Origin of the sequence: Nostoc sp. UHCC 0302 (genome assembly GCF_038096175.1) — a bacterium.
In the GTDB taxonomy this organism is placed as follows: Bacteria; Cyanobacteriota; Cyanobacteriia; order Cyanobacteriales; family Nostocaceae; genus UHCC-0302.
Window position 1 is genome coordinate 1,696,677 of the sequence record NZ_CP151099.1, and the last position, 20,058, is coordinate 1,716,734.

General features: G+C 42.1%; 14 protein-coding genes. 8 read left to right on the forward strand and 6 right to left on the reverse strand.

Annotated features, from left to right (window positions below; all coding sequences use genetic code 11):
• Positions 1-112 precede the first annotated feature (112 nt).
• Together WKK05_RS07005 and WKK05_RS07010 are read left to right on the forward strand one after the other, a co-directional pair.
• Positions 113-1,318, forward strand: coding sequence for a DUF4336 domain-containing protein (locus tag WKK05_RS07005; RefSeq protein WP_341529040.1), 1,206 nt, complete (start codon positions 113-115; stop codon positions 1,316-1,318).
• A gap of 632 nt (positions 1,319-1,950) precedes the next feature.
• Entirely contained in the window at positions 1,951-4,758 is a 2,808-nt protein-coding gene (locus WKK05_RS07010) for an ELWxxDGT repeat protein (protein ID WP_341529041.1), read from the forward strand.
• A 204-nt stretch (positions 4,759-4,962) separates the two neighbouring features.
• Here the strand turns inward: WKK05_RS07010 and WKK05_RS07015 are convergent, their stop codons facing one another.
• Entirely contained in the window at positions 4,963-5,532 is a 570-nt protein-coding gene (locus WKK05_RS07015) for a DUF3611 family protein (RefSeq protein ID WP_341529042.1), read from the reverse strand.
• A 1,078-nt stretch (positions 5,533-6,610) separates the two neighbouring features.
• On the opposite strand from WKK05_RS07015, the gene argJ reads away from it, so the two are divergent.
• Positions 6,611-7,852, forward strand: a complete 1,242-nt coding sequence (argJ, locus tag WKK05_RS07020) for a bifunctional ornithine acetyltransferase/N-acetylglutamate synthase (protein WP_341529043.1) — start codon at positions 6,611-6,613, stop codon at positions 7,850-7,852.
• 88 nt (positions 7,853-7,940) lie between these two features.
• Here the strand turns inward: argJ and WKK05_RS07025 are convergent, their stop codons facing one another.
• A complete protein-coding gene (locus WKK05_RS07025) occupies positions 7,941-9,041 on the reverse strand; it encodes a glutamate-cysteine ligase family protein (RefSeq protein WP_341531038.1) in 1,101 nt (366 codons plus the stop codon).
• 364 nt (positions 9,042-9,405) lie between these two features.
• On the opposite strand from WKK05_RS07025, the gene WKK05_RS07030 reads away from it, so the two are divergent.
• The 3 genes from WKK05_RS07030 (at position 9,406) to WKK05_RS07040 (ending at position 12,171) form a co-directional block, all read left to right on the forward strand.
• Complete coding sequence (locus WKK05_RS07030) at positions 9,406-10,074, forward strand: Mo-dependent nitrogenase C-terminal domain-containing protein (RefSeq protein WP_341529044.1); 669 nt, start codon at positions 9,406-9,408, stop codon at positions 10,072-10,074.
• A gap of 120 nt (positions 10,075-10,194) precedes the next feature.
• Positions 10,195-11,226 carry a GTPase ObgE gene (gene obgE / locus WKK05_RS07035; protein ID WP_341529045.1) on the forward strand — a complete coding sequence of 344 codons (1,032 nt, stop codon included), beginning with the start codon at positions 10,195-10,197 and terminating at the stop codon, positions 11,224-11,226.
• A gap of 360 nt (positions 11,227-11,586) precedes the next feature.
• Entirely contained in the window at positions 11,587-12,171 is a 585-nt protein-coding gene (locus WKK05_RS07040) for a Uma2 family endonuclease (protein ID WP_341529046.1), read from the forward strand.
• A gap of 39 nt (positions 12,172-12,210) precedes the next feature.
• On the opposite strand, the gene WKK05_RS07045 is transcribed toward WKK05_RS07040, so the two are convergent.
• Positions 12,211-13,338 (reverse strand): acyltransferase family protein, encoded by a 1,128-nt coding sequence (locus tag WKK05_RS07045; protein ID WP_341529047.1) that lies wholly within the window; start codon positions 13,336-13,338, stop codon positions 12,211-12,213.
• 57 nt (positions 13,339-13,395) lie between these two features.
• Positions 13,396-13,806 carry a hypothetical protein gene (locus tag WKK05_RS07050; RefSeq protein WP_341529048.1) on the reverse strand — a complete coding sequence of 137 codons (411 nt, stop codon included), beginning with the start codon at positions 13,804-13,806 and terminating at the stop codon, positions 13,396-13,398.
• 377 nt (positions 13,807-14,183) lie between these two features.
• Here WKK05_RS07050 and WKK05_RS07055 point away from each other — a divergent pair, with 377 nt between their 5' ends.
• Positions 14,184-14,915, forward strand: coding sequence for an isopentenyl transferase family protein (locus WKK05_RS07055; RefSeq protein ID WP_341529049.1), 732 nt, complete (start codon positions 14,184-14,186; stop codon positions 14,913-14,915).
• 329 nt (positions 14,916-15,244) lie between these two features.
• The gene (locus tag WKK05_RS07060; RefSeq protein WP_341529050.1) at positions 15,245-16,999 is read left to right on the forward strand and encodes an EAL domain-containing protein; all 1,755 of its coding nucleotides are present in this window, start codon (positions 15,245-15,247) and stop codon (positions 16,997-16,999) included.
• Between the two features lie 346 nt (positions 17,000-17,345).
• On the opposite strand, the gene WKK05_RS07065 is transcribed toward WKK05_RS07060, so the two are convergent.
• The gene (locus WKK05_RS07065; RefSeq protein ID WP_341529051.1) at positions 17,346-18,227 is read right to left on the reverse strand and encodes a CoA-binding protein; all 882 of its coding nucleotides are present in this window, start codon (positions 18,225-18,227) and stop codon (positions 17,346-17,348) included.
• A 211-nt stretch (positions 18,228-18,438) separates the two neighbouring features.
• Positions 18,439-19,665 (reverse strand): succinate--CoA ligase subunit beta, encoded by a 1,227-nt coding sequence (locus WKK05_RS07070; protein ID WP_341529052.1) that lies wholly within the window; start codon positions 19,663-19,665, stop codon positions 18,439-18,441.
• Positions 19,666-20,058 lie beyond the last annotated feature (393 nt).

Below are 20,058 nucleotides of genomic sequence, written 5' to 3' on the forward strand. Positions count from 1 at the left end.
AGTTGAGCTTTTACCTAATAAAATTTACTACATTTCTAATATAAAAATTAATGTTAAAAACACGAAATTGCTAGAAGACATAAATGTACAGAGACAGCCGTAGGAGGAATATATGCAATCAAGCACCCATGCAAGAGATTGGTCATGGACGTTCTGGCCTGCTGTACCACTTTATCCATACAGTAGGCGGCGGACAACTTGCAAAGAAATAATTAAAGACACTATCTGGACATTTGACCAGCTTCACGGCATCCTTTACACTATTGTGCCAATTCGGATGACTGTTGTTAAGCTCGAAGCAGGGGGTCTGCTAGTTTATGCACCTGTTGCTCCAACTATAGAATGTGTACGCTTGGTTAGCGAGTTGGTGGCAAAGCACGGCGATGTCAAGTACATCATACTGCCAACTAGTTCTGGATTGGAACACAAAGTCTTCGTTGGCCCCTTCGCTAGACGGTTTCCCCAAGCGCAGGTTTTCGTAGCTCCGAATCAGTGGAGTTTTCCGCTAAACCTACCGTTGAGTTGGCTTGGCTTTCCGCAAAAACGCACTCAGATACTTCCTGAAGATAAAAGCCTTGCTCCCTTCGCTGATGAATTCGACTATGAGGTACTGGATATCAATTTGGGACGGGGATCTTTTGCAGAAGTAGCTCTCTTCCATAAGCGATCGCGCAGCCTACTTGTGACTGATTCAGTTGTGTCCATACCAGAAGAACCACCGGAAATTCTTCAGTTAGACCCTTACCCTTTGCTGTTTCACGCAAGAGACAATGCTTTAGAGGTAATTACCGACAATGAAGCAAATCGGCGTAAGGGATGGCAACGCATTTCATTGTTTGCGCTTTACTTTCGTCCCAGTGTGCTGAAGGTAACTGAACTGAAGCAGATGTTTCGTGATGCTCTAAAAGCACCAGAGCGATCGCCAAAATCATACTTTGGACTATATCCCTTTCGATGGGAAGAGAACTGGCAGCAATCATTTTATGCCTTAAGAGGTAACGGACGGCCATTTGTTGCACCAATTTTGCAAGTCCTGATTCTTCCTCAAGCACCAAGACAAGTACTTAACTGGGCTGATAAAGTTGCTACTTGGGATTTTCAACGAATTATTCCCTGTCACTTTGATTCGCAAATTCAAGCAAGTCCGTCTCAATTCCGACAAGCATTCACTTTCCTTGAGAAAAACCGCTCGGTAAGTGATGAGTTATCTGAAAGCACAAGCCAACCCTTATTGGAGAAGGATTTTAAATTTATCAGAGAACTTGAGGCGGGTCTAGTTAAACGCGGGATCGCAACCCCAGCCCAGGAAAGAGTCTAGAGATGTGCAATCAAATTTACTGCCACGCTAAGTTTTGCCCAATCGAACTTCGCTACTGGTCTAAGTAGTAGAACAATTAAATAACTAAGCAAAAATACAAAATACGAAGCTGAATTTAATACTTCCTTACTTAAGTAATTGAATTAATTGTGACCCTAATATTGGATAGCTGGCAAAGTTCGCTTTTTCCTATATTTTTCTGTTTTTACAAAGGTTTGCTCTGATAAGGCTTTCACAGGTGAGTGAAAAGTCAAAATTTAAGGAATATGTAGACAAAAACGCTATAACTCATCCTAGATAATACATCTCGCATCCCTAACTCTGCCTCAACAAGCAAGACTAGACCATAAGTATTTTTTGATACAACCCTATTTGATTTCTTCAGATTGACTGTCATAGGGGTCACATTAATCATGTGATCAAAAACACTTACGTTGCATTTTTATAACAATATCATCCAATCAATCGGTATTACAGCAGAAACGCATCTAATAAATTGATACATATCTGGTTAACCCGAAACGTCTAAGTAGAAGCTTGCACAAAAGTGCGGGAAATCAGGAGAAAACCTGAGAATAGGCTGACTAATTTATTTGTGTTCCTAAATAAACTGAAAAATTAAGGTAAATTTCATGGTTATTTCATCATTCAGCACCTCTAACATCAAAATCAGCAACCTCATAGTCATTGATTCAGCAGTAAGTAATTATGAAAAGCTGATTGCAGGTGCAGTATCGGGAGTTGAAATATTAGTCTTAAACCCAAATAGCGATGGTGTCAGCCAAATTACCGCGGCGTTGGCTAAATACTCTCATCTAGCAACCCTTCACATCGTTAGTCACGGTTCACCAGGCTGTTTGTATTTGGGTAATTCCCATCTAGGATTAGATAACTTAGAGCGCTACACAAATCAGATCCAAACTTGGTTCTCCTCCTCTGCCTCTCTCCTCCTCTATGGCTGTAACGTGGCGGCAGGTGATGCAGGAGCAGAATTTATTCAGAAACTGCACCAACTCACAGGCGCTAATATTGCCGCTTCTGCCAAACCAACTGGGAGCAGCACATTAGGAGGTGACTGGGAACTGGAAGTGACGACAAATGAATTTAATCCTTCCCTAGCCTTTTTACCAGAAGTGATGGAGACTTATAGCGCCGTTCTGGCGAACCCTTTCTTAGTCAAGGATATTATTCCGGGCAACAATGGTTCTTCCCCAAGAAATTTGATCAATGCCAATGGCACTGTGTTTTTCACTGCTAATAACAGCAGTAACGGAGTTGATTTGTGGAAGAGCAATGGTACGACAGCAGGCACTGCCCTGATTAAGAATATCGTTCCAGGCGGTGATAATTACCCAGACATTTCTATTCCAGATGGACTGATTAATGTCAATGGCACTGTGTTTTTTAATGCTACTGATGCTACCTACGGCAACGAGTTGTGGAAGACTGACGGTACAGCAGCAGGGACAGTCCTTGTTAAAGATATTAATCCCGGTAGCAATGGTTCATACCTCAGCGACCTGACCAACGTCAACAACACCTTATTTTTTACCGCTGATGATGGTAAAAATGGCGCAGAGTTGTGGAAAACTGACGGCACAGCAGCAGGTACTGTCCTCGTCAAAGATATTAATGTCGGCAAAAGTGGTTCTTTCATAACCAACTTGATCAACATTAATGGGACTCTGTTTTTTGTCTCTAATGATGGTAAAAATGGTGCAGAGTTGTGGAAGAGCGACGGCACAGCAGCAGGTACTGTCCTCGTCAAAGATATTAATCCCGGCAAAAATGATTCGTTTCCTACCACACTAGTTAATATCAATAACACCCTCTATTTTGGCGCTAATGATGGCACTCACGGATTAGAGTTGTGGAAGACTGACGGTACAGCAGCAGGTACTGTCCTTATCAAAGATATTAATCCTGGCAACGATAGTTCTTTTCAATTTGACCTGATTAGCGTCGGCAACACCCTATATTTCAGCGCTTTTGACCCTACCCACGGAAAGGAGTTATGGAAGAGCGACGGCACAGCAGCAGGCACTGTCCTCGTCAAGGATATTAATGCCGGCAGTACCAATTCCTATATAGGTAACTTGACTAATGTCGGTGGCACTCTATTTTTCACAGCTTATGACAAAACTAACGGAATAGAACTGTGGAAGAGTGATGGCACAGCCGCAGGCACTTTCCTCGTCAAAGATATTAATTCTGGCAGTTCTACTTCTTTTCCAGAAAACCTGACTAATATTGATGGTACTTTATTTTTTACAGCCGATGATGGCATCAACGGATCTGAACTTTGGAAAAGCGATGGCACGGCGGGGGGCACTGTCCTTGTCAACAATATTAATCCCAACGGAGATGATTCTCAACCGGGCGACTTGATTCTGGTGAATGACACCCTGTTTTTCTCCGCAGATAACGGCACTAACGGTACAGAACTGTGGGGTCTGAAGATTAAAGAAACTCAGAGTGATCCTAAAGTTGGTAACGATATTCTGACGGGCAAAGGTGGTCAAAACAAGTTTTTAGTGAGTATTGGGGATAGTCAGAGCATCACTGATTTTGGTGGTTTTGGTTCTGGGTCAAACCCTTCAGCAGCAGTAATCGCCGAAGTGGACACAGTACAATTTTCCGGGGCTGGTTTAACTGCCCAAAATCTGCAATTAACTCAAAATGGGAAGAATTTAGAACTTACTTTTGAAGGTGTAGCAGATACTTTAGTCACACTGCAAAACTTTAATTTAGAAAGCCTGGAGAATGCTGCTGCATCTGGCTCACAACAAGCTATAGGTAATATAGTATTTAACGGAGAGACTAGCGTTAGTAACAGTATTAATGTCATAGATGCTAACGCCAATCCGACTAAGATTTCGCAAGCTAATATCGTCACTTTTCTCAATGACTTGAACAATAACATTGCGGGGCTTGACAATTCCAACGATGTGATTAATGGTCAGGGGGGTAATGATTCTATCGACGGCAAGAGTGGCAACGACCTACTGCGGGGCGATGCAGGCAAGGATATTCTCATTGGTGGTGCTGGCAACGATACTCTCGTAGGTGGTGCTGGAAATGATACTCTTACTGGTGGTGCTGGTAGCGATCGCTTCGTTTACAACACATCTGCTTTGGGTAACGATACCATCACTGACTTCAACAACTCACAAGGCGACAAGATTGTCTTAGATAAAACCATTTTCACGCAGTTAACTAGTGCGGCGGGTAATGGGTTTAGCAAAAGTAGTGAATTTGCTGTTGTTACCAGTGAGTTATCTGCTTCCACTAGTTCTGCTTTTATTGTCTACAACTCATCTAGTGGCGCACTGTATTACAACGCTAATGGCAGTCTTAGCGGTTTTGAGGAAGGTGGTCAGTTTGCTACTCTGAATAACACTCCAACTCTCACAGCAAATAATTTCGTGATTCAAGCGTAGTTTTTAGGGATAGGGAATGGGAAATTTACCCCATTCCCTAATGGAGTTCTGAGGTGGATTTACTAAAATCTTGATACAAATATACGGGTAGGGGTGTACAGCTAGCTGTACGCCCCTACAGTCGATTCATTGTTACAAAATTTTTAGAAATGGTATGAGTTTCATTCACAAGTCTTGATTGTGAATAAGTAAATTTTAAATTGATTAGTGTTTATGCACTTGTTCCAGCAACCATAGAGAAGCGACAGTACCCACAAAGTGAGCAGCAATTCCATTAATGTTGCCTACCATCACAAAAACATCCAGCGCTCGAATAATCTTGTAGGGGTCGGTGATTGCTACGCCTGGGGGTTGGGATATAGATTTTGCTACTAGCACTCCGACAGTTGCACCAGCACCCAAGATGGTTAGTAATATTCCGACCAAACTCAGAAATATTCCCAATCTGATGATTCTAACTGTATCCACCTTACTGGGATGCAGAGCTGGATTAGGATTTTCTAGACTTTTACCTATGCGAGTATAGCGAAAATCCCAATACACATTAAACAACAGTATTAAAAGACCACATATAGCCCAAAATATGCCAACCCCAAGACCGGCGTTAGGTTGCTCAGTAAAGCCACGACCAGTAGAGGCAAACAACAAAGCCAGACCAGAAACCACTGCAAGCCCCAATTGTATCCACAAAACAATCCAGCCTGTCAAGCGAATAGTATTACCAATTCCTCTAGTTTCTGGTGCTGGCGATCGCACTTCTGATTCAGTTTGCATATTTTTTTCCATTAAGCCTAATTGGCATATCCCCCAACTACAAAGAATATTTCTACAGTTCACTATATACCCCCACCCCCAGACAGAAACACCCCAACATCCTGAGAAATAAAATCTCAATTATCAGGGAGTATTGAGAGTGCTGAGTTAGGAGTCAAGAGTGAAGTAGATTAAATTACTTCAGTACACAGTACAAGCAACAACCCAAGCTCAACAACGACGCCAATAATTTATGCGATCAAATCTCATTGCCAGAAAAAGATAACTGATTGAAACTCAAGCCAGACAAGCCGATTTTTTCGCTCTGACCTAAAGTAAAGTCGATAATGGTATCTCGCTCGACCTGCGGCTGTCGCCAGCACGAAAATATCGCTACCAGTACCGCCAGTTAGGTTATCATCTGCCTTGCCACCGTTGAGGAATCGTTACCCGCACCGCCAACGAGTAAATCTTGACCGTTATCCCTCTTTTATCACTTTCGGGAGAGAATAATCTGGAATGCTTACAGCATAAGACTTTTACCAAAAAACCATGATTTCAGCCATTGTGTTAGAAAATAAACACTCAAATGCCTGTTCTATCTACAGTTCAAAATTTGGCTTTGATTTTTCTTTTCCCAGAGTGACAAAACAGGGGTTATACCATTTCACTTTAAGAATGATACAAATACTTTGGTAGGGACACGGCATTGCCGTGTCCCTACGAGAAATCTATATGTATCAAGATTTTCGTGAATTGGTATTACCTCCGAAAAGAGTGTCGTTACCGTCACCGCCATAGGGTTGTCTTCACCGTTATCACCTTCAAGACGGTAGAAGCTTACTGTCTACCTGAAATCATGCCCGCTTCATAAGAAAGGTAAAAACAATTATGCTAATTGCCAGTTGCTCTATTATTATTGCCTTCAGCAGATAAAATCTTAATGAATATTTTTACTCATTAAGAAAAGCCACCTCTTTGGTAGCTGAATAACTAACCTCAGCCGTGTGCGGTAAAAGTCACAAGCACGGCTGGTTGTGACGGGAGGATAGAGCAGTGATGTACTTACCTACCAAACTAATAGTTGTGGGGAAAAATAATGGCAGATTGGCGAAAAATTAGTGGTGGCGTTACAGCAGCTAGAGGGTATCGGGCGGCAGGAATAACCGCAGGACTGAAACCTTCAGGGTTGCCAGATTTAGCTTTGATATTCTCAGATGTGGAAGCGATCGCAGCAGGTGTATTCACTACCAGTCAAGTTAGAGCTGCCTGTGTAGACTATTGCCGTCAACGTTTACAAGCGAAACATAGCGCTAGAGCAATTCTCTGCAACGCCGGACAAGCAAATGCAGCTACAGGAACTCAAGGCTGGTTTGATACTCTACAATCTGCAATGGCAGTAGCCCAAGCACTAAACATCGCCTCCGACTCTGTGTTATTGGCTTCCACGGGAGTAATTGGGCAACGAATTCCGATGGATAAACTTAATGCCGGAATTCCCAAAGTAGTAGCAGCACTCTCCGACACAGGATCAGATAACGCCGCAAGGGCAATTATTACCACTGACTTAGTGCCAAAATCCATTGCTTTAGAAACAACTATAGGCGATCGCCCGGTACGAATTGGCGGCATTGCCAAAGGTTCCGGGATGATTCATCCCAATATGGCGACGATGCTAGCATTTGTCACCTGTGATGCCGCGGTTTCACCCACCCTTTGGCAGCAAATGTTAACAAGGGCAGCTGATAGAAGTTTCAATTCGATCACAGTTGATGGTGATACCAGTACTAATGACACCTTAATTGCCCTGGCAAATGGACAATCCCGCACCCCAGCCATTACCGAATTTGGGACAGAAGCAGAGAAATTAGAGGCAATGTTAACAGCAGTTTGCCAGCATTTAGCCAAAGCGATCGCCCGTGATGGCGAAGGTGCAACCTGCTTGATTGAAGTGCAAGTAACTGGAGCGCACGACGAACTCTCAGCCCGTCAAATCGCTAAAACTATCGCCGGTTCATCCTTAGTTAAATCTGCAATCTTTGGTCGTGATCCCAACTGGGGACGCATCGCCGCCGCCGCTGGACGTGCAGGTATACCTTTTGAGCCAGACGACCTGCAAATTAAGTTAGGAGATTTCTTACTATTTGAAAATGGTCAACCTTTAACCTTTGACCGTGCAGCCGCGAGTGCTTATTTAAAAAAGGCAGCCATAAGTGCATATCTCCAAGAGGATACAGTGTTAATCACAGTCAGTGTTGGTAATGGACATGGTACAGGTACAGCTTGGGGTTGCGACTTGAGTTACGACTACGTGAAAATTAACGCTGAATACACTACTTAATTCGTAATTCGTAATTCGTATTCGTAATTAAGAGATATTTGGGTAAGGAAAGCAACTTACCCACCCCAGTCCCCAGTCCCCAGTCCCTTTATTCTTGATAAGTCTGCGTTAATGCCTCTTCTATTGAACCTACACGCTGGAATAATTCTATTAGTTCATGGGATTTTGTTTTTCGTTTTGCCAGCATCTCTTTTAACAGCGTTAAAAGATGAACATCTGGATCATCCCCAAGGGCAACCTCAGCTGCTTGCAAAATCTGGGTGGCGATCGCTAAAATCTCTTCATGATCAAATCCTTTTTTTGCAGATACTTGGTGTAAGCTCGCATCGGGTATAGTTGCTCTACCTAGCAACGTTTTATCTAACACCAAACCTTTTAATAATGCCAATAAAGCGGCATAAATCGAAAAATCATCACAACTATCACAAGCCTTAAATTCAATGCGACCCACTTCAGCCGGAATACGTGCAATTTTTGTTAATGAAGGTACGCTTTTTATCAGTTGTTCCTGATTTTCAACAAAAACTAGTGCTGCTGGTCTTTTGCCTGTTCTAACAAACGTTCGTACTGAAAACCCTTCCCACAAACTCCCATTATAAAAAGGAGAACTATAACTAAAAGGAACGATGTACGGACTGTAATAAGTTAACTTTCTACCAATATCTATCATTTGTTCAATAGATAAATCTGCCACAGAAATATTTAAATCTGGGCCGTATGTCACCATATAAATATTGGCAGTTTGCTCATCAGGATAAGCTTGTAGCTGTTTAATTTCATAATCATTTAACGGGGGTTGAGGTTCAAAAACTGTTTTATAGGGATTAAAACTCAACAAAACAGGTGAGAAACCAAAGCTAGCAGCAACCTTACGCAGTAAGCGAAAACTTTCTGATAATTCAGCAATAGCGCCTTGAATATCTGAGTGTATAGTTGTTCTGATTTCGATGCCTTTAGGTAGACAGTCAATCACCTTGTCAGAATCAGCAAATCGTTCAAACCCTTCAATGTACCATCTCTTCTGCTTAATGCCAGCATCTCCGACACGTAACTGAGGATAGTCATTAGGGTATGTAGGCAGTTCTTCGACAATTTGGCTGAAGTCAGCAAATTTTGTACAAGAAAAATCAGCGAACTTTCCCTCCTTATTAATAAAAGCGACTTCATGCTCAATGCCGAAAAAAAACATCATCTATACCTTAATTACAATTACTTACGGTTAAACAACTTTAGATTTTGGTCTTTAGTAGAAAAAATTCTCAAGATGATCCAAACGGATTTTACCCTAAGACCGACGTGACAATCAGAAAATCTCTCTAATTTACGCTCTATTCTGAAGCGATCGTTTTGCTTATTTTTGTCTACCCTACGCAGCGCAGTAATTGCGTAGATAGCTTGGGGGATTATACGCCACTTGAAGCAACTGTCGTTGAGCTTTTCTTGTGATTATTCAACATAAAAACAATCTTTAGCGCCTTTAAGTTAACTATGTAACAGTTTAACCACCTTAGAGGTAGCTTAGTATTGTCTGAGAAAGCTTAAGGCGTGAGTTTATGATAAGTGCCGTTCAATCCCCCTATAGCAGCGAACAAATTGCCGCTTGGTTACGTGGACTGCTCACCATTGCTTGGGCTGATGGTAATTTTGATGCCCAAGAACAGCAATTAATTGCTAGTATCACCGAGGATGAATTAGCTCCTGGGATTAGCTTGGATTCATTCGAGGTAATCACACCAGAAGAATTAGCCACTGTATTAGGTAAAGGGACACCAGCAGCAGAAAATTTTCTACGTACAGCTGTCATGGTAGCGATCGCAGATGGTACTTATTCTCCCAGTGAAGATGAAGTTCTTCACCAGTTGTGCCAAGCCTTAGAACAACCGAACAATGTACTAGAGTCACTGCGCCATACCTTAGAACACCCACAGCAAATTACCCCCACTGCTGAGCTGACAAAGCGTCAAATTAACGCACTACACCCCTTGCGGGAATGGCTAGATGGATTAGATATCCAAGACCCAAGAGTAGCCCGCTTTTTATGTAAAATGATTCCTGCTCAATGTCCTTTTGAGCGGGATGTCACCCTATTTGGACGTAAGATTGTTCATATTCCACCAATGTGTAAAATTAATCCCCTGTATGAGCAACTAGTAGGCTTGCGTTTTCGCGCCCTCTCTTATCTGGCAGATGATTGTGGTGAAGATGTTTCACCATATATCTGAGTGCTGAGTCCTAAGTGCTGAATGGAAAGTTAAAAGTAAAAAGTGAGGAATGAAGTTTTAAAACTTATAATTTATAACTCACTCTCATGACTCACAACTCAGCACTCAGGACTCTAAAATATGCAATTTATCGACCAAGCAGAAATTGAAGTTGCAGCAGGCAAGGGTGGCGATGGTATTGTCGCCTTCCGGCGGGAAAAGTACGTACCAGCTGGTGGTCCCTCTGGTGGTAATGGGGGACGAGGTGGTTCGGTAATTTTCGTTGCCGACGAGAACCTGCAAACTTTGCTGGACTTTAGATACAATCATCGTTTCCAGGCAGAAAATGGTGGGCGTGGTGGCCCAAATAACTGCACTGGAGCTAATGGCAAGGATTTAATTATCGAAGTTCCCTGCGGTACGGCTGTTTATGATGCGGAAACTGGAACATTGCTAGGTGATTTAACCACACATGGAGAAAGTTTGCGTATTGCCCAAGGTGGTAAAGGCGGACTGGGAAACCAGCATTTTTTGAGCAACCGTAACCGCGCCCCAGAATACGCCCTCCCAGGTTTAGAAGGAGAAATTAAGCAACTGCGCTTAGAGTTGAAACTTTTGGCACAAGTGGGGATTATTGGACTGCCAAATGCCGGAAAATCTACCTTAATTTCATCTTTGTCAGCTGCACGCCCAAAGATTGCCGATTACCCTTTTACTACTCTAATTCCCAATTTGGGCGTAGTACGGAAACCCACTGGCGATGGGACAGTTTTCGCTGATATTCCCGGACTGATTGAGGGAGCAGCTCAAGGGGCAGGGCTGGGCCACGATTTCTTGCGCCACATTGAGCGGACAAGGGTTTTGCTGCACGTAATAGATGCTACTAGTGATGATGTGGTGAGGGATTACAATACAATTCAGCAAGAATTGCAAGCATACGGACGAGGGTTAGCGGAGCGATCGCAAATTCTAGCATTAAACAAAATTGACGCAGTTGATACGGAAACAGTGGATTTGGAAGCGCTAGCTACCCAACTTAATCACCTTTCTTATGCTCCAGTTTTTTTGATTTCAGCGGTTACCCGCACTGGCTTAGACCCGATGTTACAAGAAGTTTGGCGAATTCTCGATGAACTCAATGCAGCGGAGGCAGAAGAAGCAGTTTTCAGTTAGGAGTAGAGACGCGATTATACTCTTACGAGAAGCCGCACTCCCTGCGTCTACGCGTCTGTACAGGAGTTAGGAGTAGAGACGCGATTAATCGCGTCTGTTATTAGGACTAGAGACGCGATTATACTCTTACGAGAAGCCGCTCTTCGAGTGTCTACGCGTCTGCACAGGAGTTATTAGTTCTCTCTCCTACTCTCTTATTTCTATATCTCTTAGCAACAACAAAATTTTGCATAATCAAATATTGTGATAAAGGTATTAGTAATCTTTGGATGTAAATTAAATCCAGAGATAATTCCAAGAAAAATTATTGAAACCGATGCAGCCATACCGACAGCTAGCAGCCTTGGGGGGTAAAATCTTATGACTATTGCACAAGAACAACGCTATTACTCACCTGAAGAATACCTAGAACTCGAAGTTAATTCAGAAGAACGTCATGAATATGTTGATGGACAAATTATTCAAATGACAGGTGGAACACCGGATAATAACCAAATCTCTCTTAACTTAAGTGGTACACTTAACTTTCTTCTGAAGCGTCAGCCTTATCGAGTCTTTGTAACAGATCAGCGTCTTTGGATTCCTAATAGACGAATCCTCACTTACCCTGATGTAATGATAGTGAGAACTCCTTTGGAATATCAAGAAGGAAGACGAGATACTCTGATTAATCCAGTGTTTATTGCTGAGGTGTTATCAAAATCAACTAAAGGTTATGACAGAGATGAGAAGTTTGCTGCTTATCGGTCGATTCCTAGTTTTCAGGAGTATATTCTAATTGACCAGTACAAAATGCACGTTGAGCAGTACTTTAAAACGGATAATAATAGATGGATATTTTCGGAATATGAAGATGGGGAAGCAAGTTTAAATCTAGCTTCTGTTCCTTGCCAAATTTTGCTGACAGATGTTTACGATAAGGTGAATTTTAATGTGGAGAAGTAGGATAGAAGTGGCTCACGCAGAGACGCAGAGGTGCAGAGGTTAGACTTTAAGAAACCAGTGTTGGCGATACATCAATATGCCAACTGCTAACCACAATAATACAGTGACTAGAGCAAATAGCAGGGAACCGTTGAATGTACCCGCCCACGATGCGAAAAGATTTTGATAAATCCAATTGTAAGTGCTAGGAGCATTTTCTCCACTGCCAATATGGGTTTTGACTAATATTTTAATTAGTAAAACAGATGCAACGAAAAGTGCGATCGCATTTAAACCCATAATTTCAAAAGCTTTACTCCAGCGACGTATCAACCGCACTTCGATGAGTTCATAACAAGCTGCAAGCAAGAGTAATGCCCAACCGCTGGTAAAGATAACGTAGGAACTCGTCCACAGTTTTTTATTTATAGGGAATGTCCACCCCCACACCCAACCGAGAATTAAGCAACCAATGCCAAATAATACTAACCCTACACTTGTACGTGATTGTTTCGGTTGGCTGCGTATCCACTCCCCCGTAAAGTAGCCAGCGAGAACGCTGACAATGGCGGGAATACTGCTGAGAAGTCCCTCTGGATCTCCCAAGTTTTTAAACCCATCGCCAGCATACAGATGTGCTTCAGGTATAATCAAGCGGTCAATATAAGCACCAAAGTTACCTTCACGTGTCAGCACACCAGCGCCATAATTAGGTACTGGTACATACATCATTGCTAACCAGTAACCGATTAGTAGAATTACTGCTAGTATCCATTGCCCTTTACGCGGTAAATTGAGGACTGTAAGGGAAGCTAAGAGGTAGCTCAGACTAATCCGCTGTAATACCCCCATAATACGGATGCTACTCAAATCGAAAGTCCAAACGCCTTTATTCCAAAAGCCATTTAACAGCAACCCCAAGGCAAAGAGAATCGCAGCGCGGCGAAAGATACGCCAGTAAACTGCTGAGGTGGGTTTGTTGGCTTCGGTGTACTTTGACAGAGAAAAAGTCATCGCTACACCAATAATAAATAGAAAGAACGGAAATACCAAATCGGTTGGTGTACAACCATTCCAATCCGCATGGGCAAGGGGTGGATATACGTCATCTGCGACTCCCGCCATATTGACGAGAATCATCCCAGCGATGGTAATGCCACGAAAAACATCAAGTGAGGTAAGGCGCATTGAAACGATTAATTACAGGGTTTTTCTATTGATTTAGACTACACCATTTCTTACTTACTACTCTTTGTCTAAACCTTTGTCTAGACTAATTCTCCAAAAACCTTCCAGCGGATTTGACTGTTGTAATTGATCACTGCTGTTGCCTAACCAATTATTGTCATACACCAACCCAATACTGAATGTTCTATTGACAGGATATTGTCCTATTTTTCCAAAGCCTTCAATATTATTGGAGTCTGTGATTACCTGTTGGTTCAACTGTATGGTTATTTGGTTTCTGTCAGCAAAATAAAGTGTCGCTTGTTTTTTATGAAAGCGTACCTGAACGTTATAGACTCCACCAGTTGCATAATAGTAAGCTTTGGCAGGTAGCTTTTTACCGTCAATATTCTGTCCTTTAAACTCAACTGCCATTGCAGGCGAGATCAGCACTAACAAAGCAGGCAGAACTAACCCTAAAATTTTCATTGGTTTATTAACAAACACTTGTTATCAAACTATTTTCAACTTTAAAACATAAATTAAATCCTGTGCGGGTAATGAGCGATTGTACCTCATTGCGATAAGCGAAGCTTAAGCCTACGGCGATCGCACTCCTGAAAGCACAACCAGTAAAGCAGGTAAGCTCAAGTTCAACATGGCGTTGAAGTAGTAAAGGGATTAAAAAAACTCTGGGTTGAGTAAATTTATTCATCCGGAATTTAGCCTGCAAAGTATCTTTAAGTATTAATACTTAGATTTATTTTGTATTGAGAAAAATTACCGTAAATATCTCATATTTTCTCCAGAGTGCCTTGTTTTAAGCTCATGACGTAAAATTTCTCGGCACTTAAGTGTTACCCGTTATGCAACTGCATCTAATTCTTGGCCCAACCAGCGTCGGTAAAACTACTCGTTCTGTTGTCTTAGCAAAGCAAAGCAAAGCTCCAGTTGTTGTGCTTGATCGCATACAAATTTATCAGGAGCTTGCTACTGGTAGCGGGAGGCCATTGATTGATGAGCTTGACGGAACGACTCGTATATATCTTGAAGAACGTCAGGTAGCAGACGGAGACATGAGTACAGCTGAAGCTTTATCATTAACCTCGCAGATCATAGACCAACTCTCACTTCGGCATGATTTGCTGCTCCTTGAGGGAGGATCAGTTTCGCTATGCACAGCTTTGTTTAACAGCGGTATTCTGGACAAGTACCAAACCACAATTGAGTACTTGAAGATTCCGAACGAAGCCGCGTACTACAGCCATTTGTGGCGTCGAATGCAGGATGCACTGATATCTCGCCCTGGACAACCATCACTTGTAGAGGAACTGGACAGAATGTGGCCAGAGCAGCGCAAATTGGCATTTGTCCGAACTGTTCTTGGTTATGACATACTTTTAGACTGGTGCCAGCGGTTTGGGCAATCACCGCATCAAATGTGGAATAGTGTTCAAGAAGATTGCCTCAGCGCTGAGCTGACTGGCGAAATGTTTTCGGGTTACTTACAGTACTCGCGATCGCAGTGCCAAGCTTTTGATAGGCTTGTGGTCGAGTATGAGCAACGACAATCTTTGACAAAAATTGGCATCTCCTAAATCGTGAAGTTGTGTTTAAAATACACATGATATTTTTTCATCAAAAGAGTCATAAAAGAGGAGCCAAGTAAGTCGGTTTGAACAAACGTAAGTACAACACTCCAATAAAAAACCCAGTTTCTTGAAGAAGCTGGTTTTTTTTTGTTGAGTTTATTTACACCATCCATTGAGAACATCTATATGTAACCAATTTGGTAAAGTAAATAAACTTATAAACGGTGTATCTTAAAGATAGAATGCTAAACTCACCAATACAAGTAGTCACAAGCGTCTCGACCGAGCGGGTTATGAAGTCAGCCGTAAAAAGTAAAGCGGAGAGCCTCATTAGCATGGCAAGCAGTGGTAGAGACATTACTGAATACAAGGAAACTGAAGCAGCACTGCGCGAAAGTGAAGCTAAATTCCGTTCGCTGATTCAAAATAGCTCTGACATTATTGGTATTTTTGAACCAGATGGGACTATTCGGTACGAAAGTCCATCTATTGAGAGGATTTTGGGATATAAGCCAGAGGAATTAATCGGTAAAAACGCTTTTGAGTTTATTCATCCTGAAGATATTCCAAAAAGTTCTAACATCTTTAATTATCTAATTCAAAACTTAGGTTCAACTGTCAGAGTAGAGTCTCGTTTTCGACGCAAGGATGGTTCGTGGTGCTTTCTGGAATCGACTGGTAGCAATCTTCTTGCCGAACCATCTGTAAAAGGCATAGTTATCAACTCCCGTGATATTACCGCACGCAAGGTTGCTGAAGAGCAACTAGTTTATGACGCCCTTCATGATGGATTGACAGGACTTCCAAACAGAGGTTTCTTTATGAACCGCTTAAGGTATGCGGTGGAGTATTCAAAACGGCATTCAGACCATCTATTTGCTGTCCTCTTTCTAGACCTAGATCGCTTCAAATTTATTAACGATAGCCTGGGACACACATTTGGCGACCAATTATTGCTGATCATTGCTCAAAGGATTAAGGAATGTTTGCGCTCTATAGATGTAGCTGCACGCCTGGGAGGAGACGAGTTCACAATCCTGCTTGAAGGTATTGAAGATATCAGCGATGCGGTACGCGTTGCTGAGCGGATACAAGAACAACTCGCAAAACCCTTGACTCTACAAGGACAAGAAATTTTTACCACAGTGAGTATTGGTATTGCTTGGAGCGCAACAAATTATAACCAAGCCGAAGACCTCCTGCGTAACGCCGATATCGCTATGTACCGAGCTAAGGAACAGGGCAAGGCACGCTACGAGATATTTGACACTGATATGCATCTTCAGATAATAAAACGCTTGCAGCTAGAGAATGACCTGCGGCGAGCAATTGAATGTCAGGAGTTCCGGGTTTACTACCAGCCTATTGTGTCACTCAAGACGGGGAGGATAACTGGTTTTGAAGCGCTTGTACGCTGGTTACATCCCCAACAAGGAATTCTTGTGCCAGAGGAGTTCATGCCAATCGCGCAAGAAACTGGGCTGAGTATTCCTATTGACGAGTGGGTGCTGCGTGAGGCCTGTCGTCAGACACACCAGTGGCAAGAGCGATTTCCGCTAGACTCAGCAAATATGAACTGTCCCTTGAGCATCAATGTCAATCTTTGTAGCTCTCGGTTCAGTCAACAAAAGTTATTACAACACATCAATCAAGTACTACAAGAAACTGGTTTAGATCCGCAGAGTTTGAAGCTGGAGATTACAGAAAACATCATTATGGAAAACGGCGAGAAAGCGATTATTATGCTTAAGCAACTGAGAAATTTAGGAATTCAGTTGTCAATTGATGACTTTGGTACAGGCTATTCCTCATTAGGTCGTCTCCACCACTTTCCAATTAATGGCTTGAAGATTGATCAGTCCTTCGTTAGTGGAAACAGTGCTGATTCAGGGAATTTAGATATTGTTGAGACAATTGTCACCCTAGCAAAAAAACTAGGTGTAGATGTGACTGCCGAAGGTGTGGAAACAAAGCAGCAACTTCAAAAGCTCAAAGATTTGAAATGTGAATATAGCCAGGGATATTTTTTCTCGAAGCCATTGGAGAGCAAGGCAGCAGAGGCGTTAATTATGGCAAATCCACAGTGGTGACTTTTGTTTCTGTGTTTTTGTTGCGGGTATTTATGCTGTTTAAGTCTGCCGTTTTCCTTATTCAGAATTAAACTAACATACCAAGAATTTGCTCAACTGGAGGAAACAGTAGATTTCAAGAGTGTAATGTTGACTATTCGACCTTATCGCTTTAGGAATTTTCTGCGATCGCCTGTAGTAATACCATTTCTCTAAACTAGAATGACAAAAGCTAATTTAGAGAGGGTTTGAGGTTTAGCTATTAAACGGTAAGCCCCGCACTCTAACCCATAAGATAAGTGCCGGGAACATGCCACCTCAACTTAGAAATACCCACTACAAGTTTACAATTACCCTAAAGAGCAGATCAATTAATCTCTTTTCTCAGCAATTCTGGAATTTGAGAAGGGCGTTCAGCTACGGGGACTTCTGCTTCTTTAAAAGCAATTAATTTACTTTGGGCTGTGCCAAAGTTAGGATCACGTCCGATAATCGTGGCTAAAGTTCCAGTCTGACGCCAATGTTTCGCTGGTGGTGCTTGTTTACCTGCAATGTAAGCAATTACTGGTTTATCAATTGCCTCAGCTATATACCGCGCCGCAGTCTCTTCGCTACCACCTCCAGGTTGACCAACTAAAATTATTGCCTCTGTGGTATCGTCTTCATCAAGAATTTGCAGCCATTGCAGAAACGATGAACCAACGATCGCATCACTACCAATACTCACACTAATCGACTGTCCCAAACCTGCTTTTGTTAACTCGCAAGCGATTTCGTACGTGAGGGTACTGCTACGACTAACGATGCCTACGGGGCCAGGAGTATAAAATTCACTAGGGTGAGTACCTAAAAGAATTTTTCCTGGTACAATTATCCCCGGACTGTTAGGCCCTACCACTAGAGTTTCACAAGCCTCAGCTTTACGTAATAACTGCACCATATCTAAAGGTGGCACACCAGCAGAGATAATAATAATCTGACGGATATTAGAAGCGATCGCTTCTAATGCTGCATCCAGTACTTGGTAAGGATGTACACAAATAATTGTTGTATCAATTGTTCCAAATTGCTCTATTACTTCCTCCACTAAGTCAAATACTGGCACACCATACTGTTGCTCTCCACCAGATCCAGGATTGATACCAGCTACTAAATTTGTGCCATAAGCTTTCATTTGAGCAATGTGAGTTGCTGAGATGAATTCATAAAAACCTTGGATAATAACTTTGCTGTCTGGTGTTAAATTCATAGAAAAATAATTTTTGAATTTTGCGAAAAGTTAAGCCAGTTGTTTGTAGGGGTTACCCTGTTGTGCAAACTGGCGTGCAAGGAGGGAAACCCTCTGTAGCAAACTTTTAAAAACGAATTTTGCATGAGAGATGAAGTCTCTTCCTATACTTCCGATGCTTACAGACTCGCTAAGACTGCGCTATTGGATCAGCACTTCAGTGTGTCTCAATCTACTTTTTAGAAACGGTTGATTTAGCAAGACGAACTGCTTCGTCTACTGCCTCATCTAAATTTTCTACTACTACCAGGGCATCACTGTGGGTTTTTATTGTATCTAGATATTCTCTAACAGCATTGAACTCAGAACCAGCAAGACGGATAACTAAGGGTAGAACAGAAACTTCTCGTCGGCTTTTACTACCATTGGAGCGTACAACTTGTGATTTTAGTTCGCTCTTTTCTGACTGTACAAACTCCGCAATGACTTGTCCCACTTCCTCAAGCTGGGGAATGCTACCCAGGAAGTTAATTAGAATTACTTGAATACCCTTGTCAGCAGCGAGAATTTTTAGACCTGTCTCTAAGCGATCGCGGAAGGTAGTTGGTGTTTTATCTGTAAGGAACGCATGACGTAAATTCAAACATACACCAGGATTACCACCAGCATTAGCGACTAAATCCAAAGTTGCCATTACTGAACCAGTACCATTGCCCAAGATACCAATTTTACCGCGCATCGTAACCCCATCCCAGTCGCCCAAAATACTATTGATTTCAGTAGAGGGATGACGGCTGATGATTTTTGCTGCCATCTCGGTAAGGTCTGGATGACGCTTGATTGCCCGTTCGTTGACTCTGACTTTACCATTGAGAGCCATCACTTGACCAGAAGTACTGACTGCTAAGGGATTAATTTCCACAAAGTCCAAGTCTTTCTGCACAAATAAATGGTACATCTTCTCTACAACGCTGCTGATTGATTGCATCAACGTACCTTTCAAGCCCATTTTTAAAGCTAGTCGTCGGGCATAAAATGGGGAAAATTCTTGTTCAACGACAACATACTCCATTTTTTCCCCAGCCGATTCCCAATCGATGTCTGCTTCTTTGCAACCTAAAAGTACTGGACGGCAAACAGCTGTGTCTAAAACCACTGCTAAATAAAATTCTTGGTTAGCGTCGTATTGAGCTTCTGCTAAGAGAACTTCTGGTAACTCACCCCAAATCGGTAAATTGAAAATACTTTGCGCGGCAGCGATCGCATCAATTGTCGTTTCTGCAAACCTGACTCCACCAGCTTTTGCTCTCTCAGCTCCATGTACCTGAGATTTCAGAACGATTGGATAGCGGATTTTTAAACGTTTTAAATCTGTGGGATGGTCAATTCGTTGCGAAGGCAATACAGGAATGCCTATTTTCCCAAACCATTCTTTAACTTGGTACTCCAATAAATCCATTGATGCACACCTTAGTATCGTGACTTGCAAAGCATTTAGTTTGGCACTCTCTTCAATCTTGTGCAGCACCTTTATTGTGAAATTCAGCTTTTGGCAGCTATAAAAATTTCTTTTTCACGGATCAATCTTATCGAATTCAGCAAATGAGGCAAATTAATTTCTATACCTGATCTGCTTTTTTTTAATCCATAATACGTGATTAATATTCTCCGTAAATTTGCCAGGATAGAAGATAACCAGCATTTATGTCAAAAACCTCTAACATAGCATCCTTTCCTTAACCTTTAGATAATTTGTTCACAACTAGTTGGTAAATGATTTGAGGGCGATAGCTACTCAAAAATTTTATTATTCCCATTTTTTATCGCTAAATTCTACTTGAAGTCAAATTGC

What these genes read in the sequence shown, in the direction of transcription:
- WKK05_RS07065 (WP_341529051.1), bottom strand. Translation starts at nt 18,227, where the DNA reads ATGAATTTAACACCAGACAGCAAAGTTATTATCCAAGGTTTTTATGAA.
- WKK05_RS07070 (WP_341529052.1), bottom strand. Translation starts at nt 19,665, where the DNA reads ATGGATTTATTGGAGTACCAAGTTAAAGAATGGTTTGGGAAAATAGGC.
- WKK05_RS07010 (WP_341529041.1), top strand. Translation starts at nt 1,951, where the DNA reads ATGGTTATTTCATCATTCAGCACCTCTAACATCAAAATCAGCAACCTC.
- WKK05_RS07050 (WP_341529048.1), bottom strand. Translation starts at nt 13,806, where the DNA reads ATGAAAATTTTAGGGTTAGTTCTGCCTGCTTTGTTAGTGCTGATCTCG.
- WKK05_RS07015 (WP_341529042.1), bottom strand. Translation starts at nt 5,532, where the DNA reads ATGCAAACTGAATCAGAAGTGCGATCGCCAGCACCAGAAACTAGAGGA.
- WKK05_RS07005 (WP_341529040.1), top strand. Translation starts at nt 113, where the DNA reads ATGCAATCAAGCACCCATGCAAGAGATTGGTCATGGACGTTCTGGCCT.
- WKK05_RS07025 (WP_341531038.1), bottom strand. Translation starts at nt 9,041, where the DNA reads ATGTTTTTTTTCGGCATTGAGCATGAAGTCGCTTTTATTAATAAGGAG.
- argJ (WP_341529043.1), top strand. Translation starts at nt 6,611, where the DNA reads ATGGCAGATTGGCGAAAAATTAGTGGTGGCGTTACAGCAGCTAGAGGG.
- obgE (WP_341529045.1), top strand. Translation starts at nt 10,195, where the DNA reads ATGCAATTTATCGACCAAGCAGAAATTGAAGTTGCAGCAGGCAAGGGT.
- WKK05_RS07055 (WP_341529049.1), top strand. Translation starts at nt 14,184, where the DNA reads ATGCAACTGCATCTAATTCTTGGCCCAACCAGCGTCGGTAAAACTACT.
- WKK05_RS07045 (WP_341529047.1), bottom strand. Translation starts at nt 13,338, where the DNA reads ATGCGCCTTACCTCACTTGATGTTTTTCGTGGCATTACCATCGCTGGG.
- WKK05_RS07030 (WP_341529044.1), top strand. Translation starts at nt 9,406, where the DNA reads ATGATAAGTGCCGTTCAATCCCCCTATAGCAGCGAACAAATTGCCGCT.
- WKK05_RS07040 (WP_341529046.1), top strand. Translation starts at nt 11,587, where the DNA reads ATGACTATTGCACAAGAACAACGCTATTACTCACCTGAAGAATACCTA.
- WKK05_RS07060 (WP_341529050.1), top strand. Translation starts at nt 15,245, where the DNA reads ATGGCAAGCAGTGGTAGAGACATTACTGAATACAAGGAAACTGAAGCA.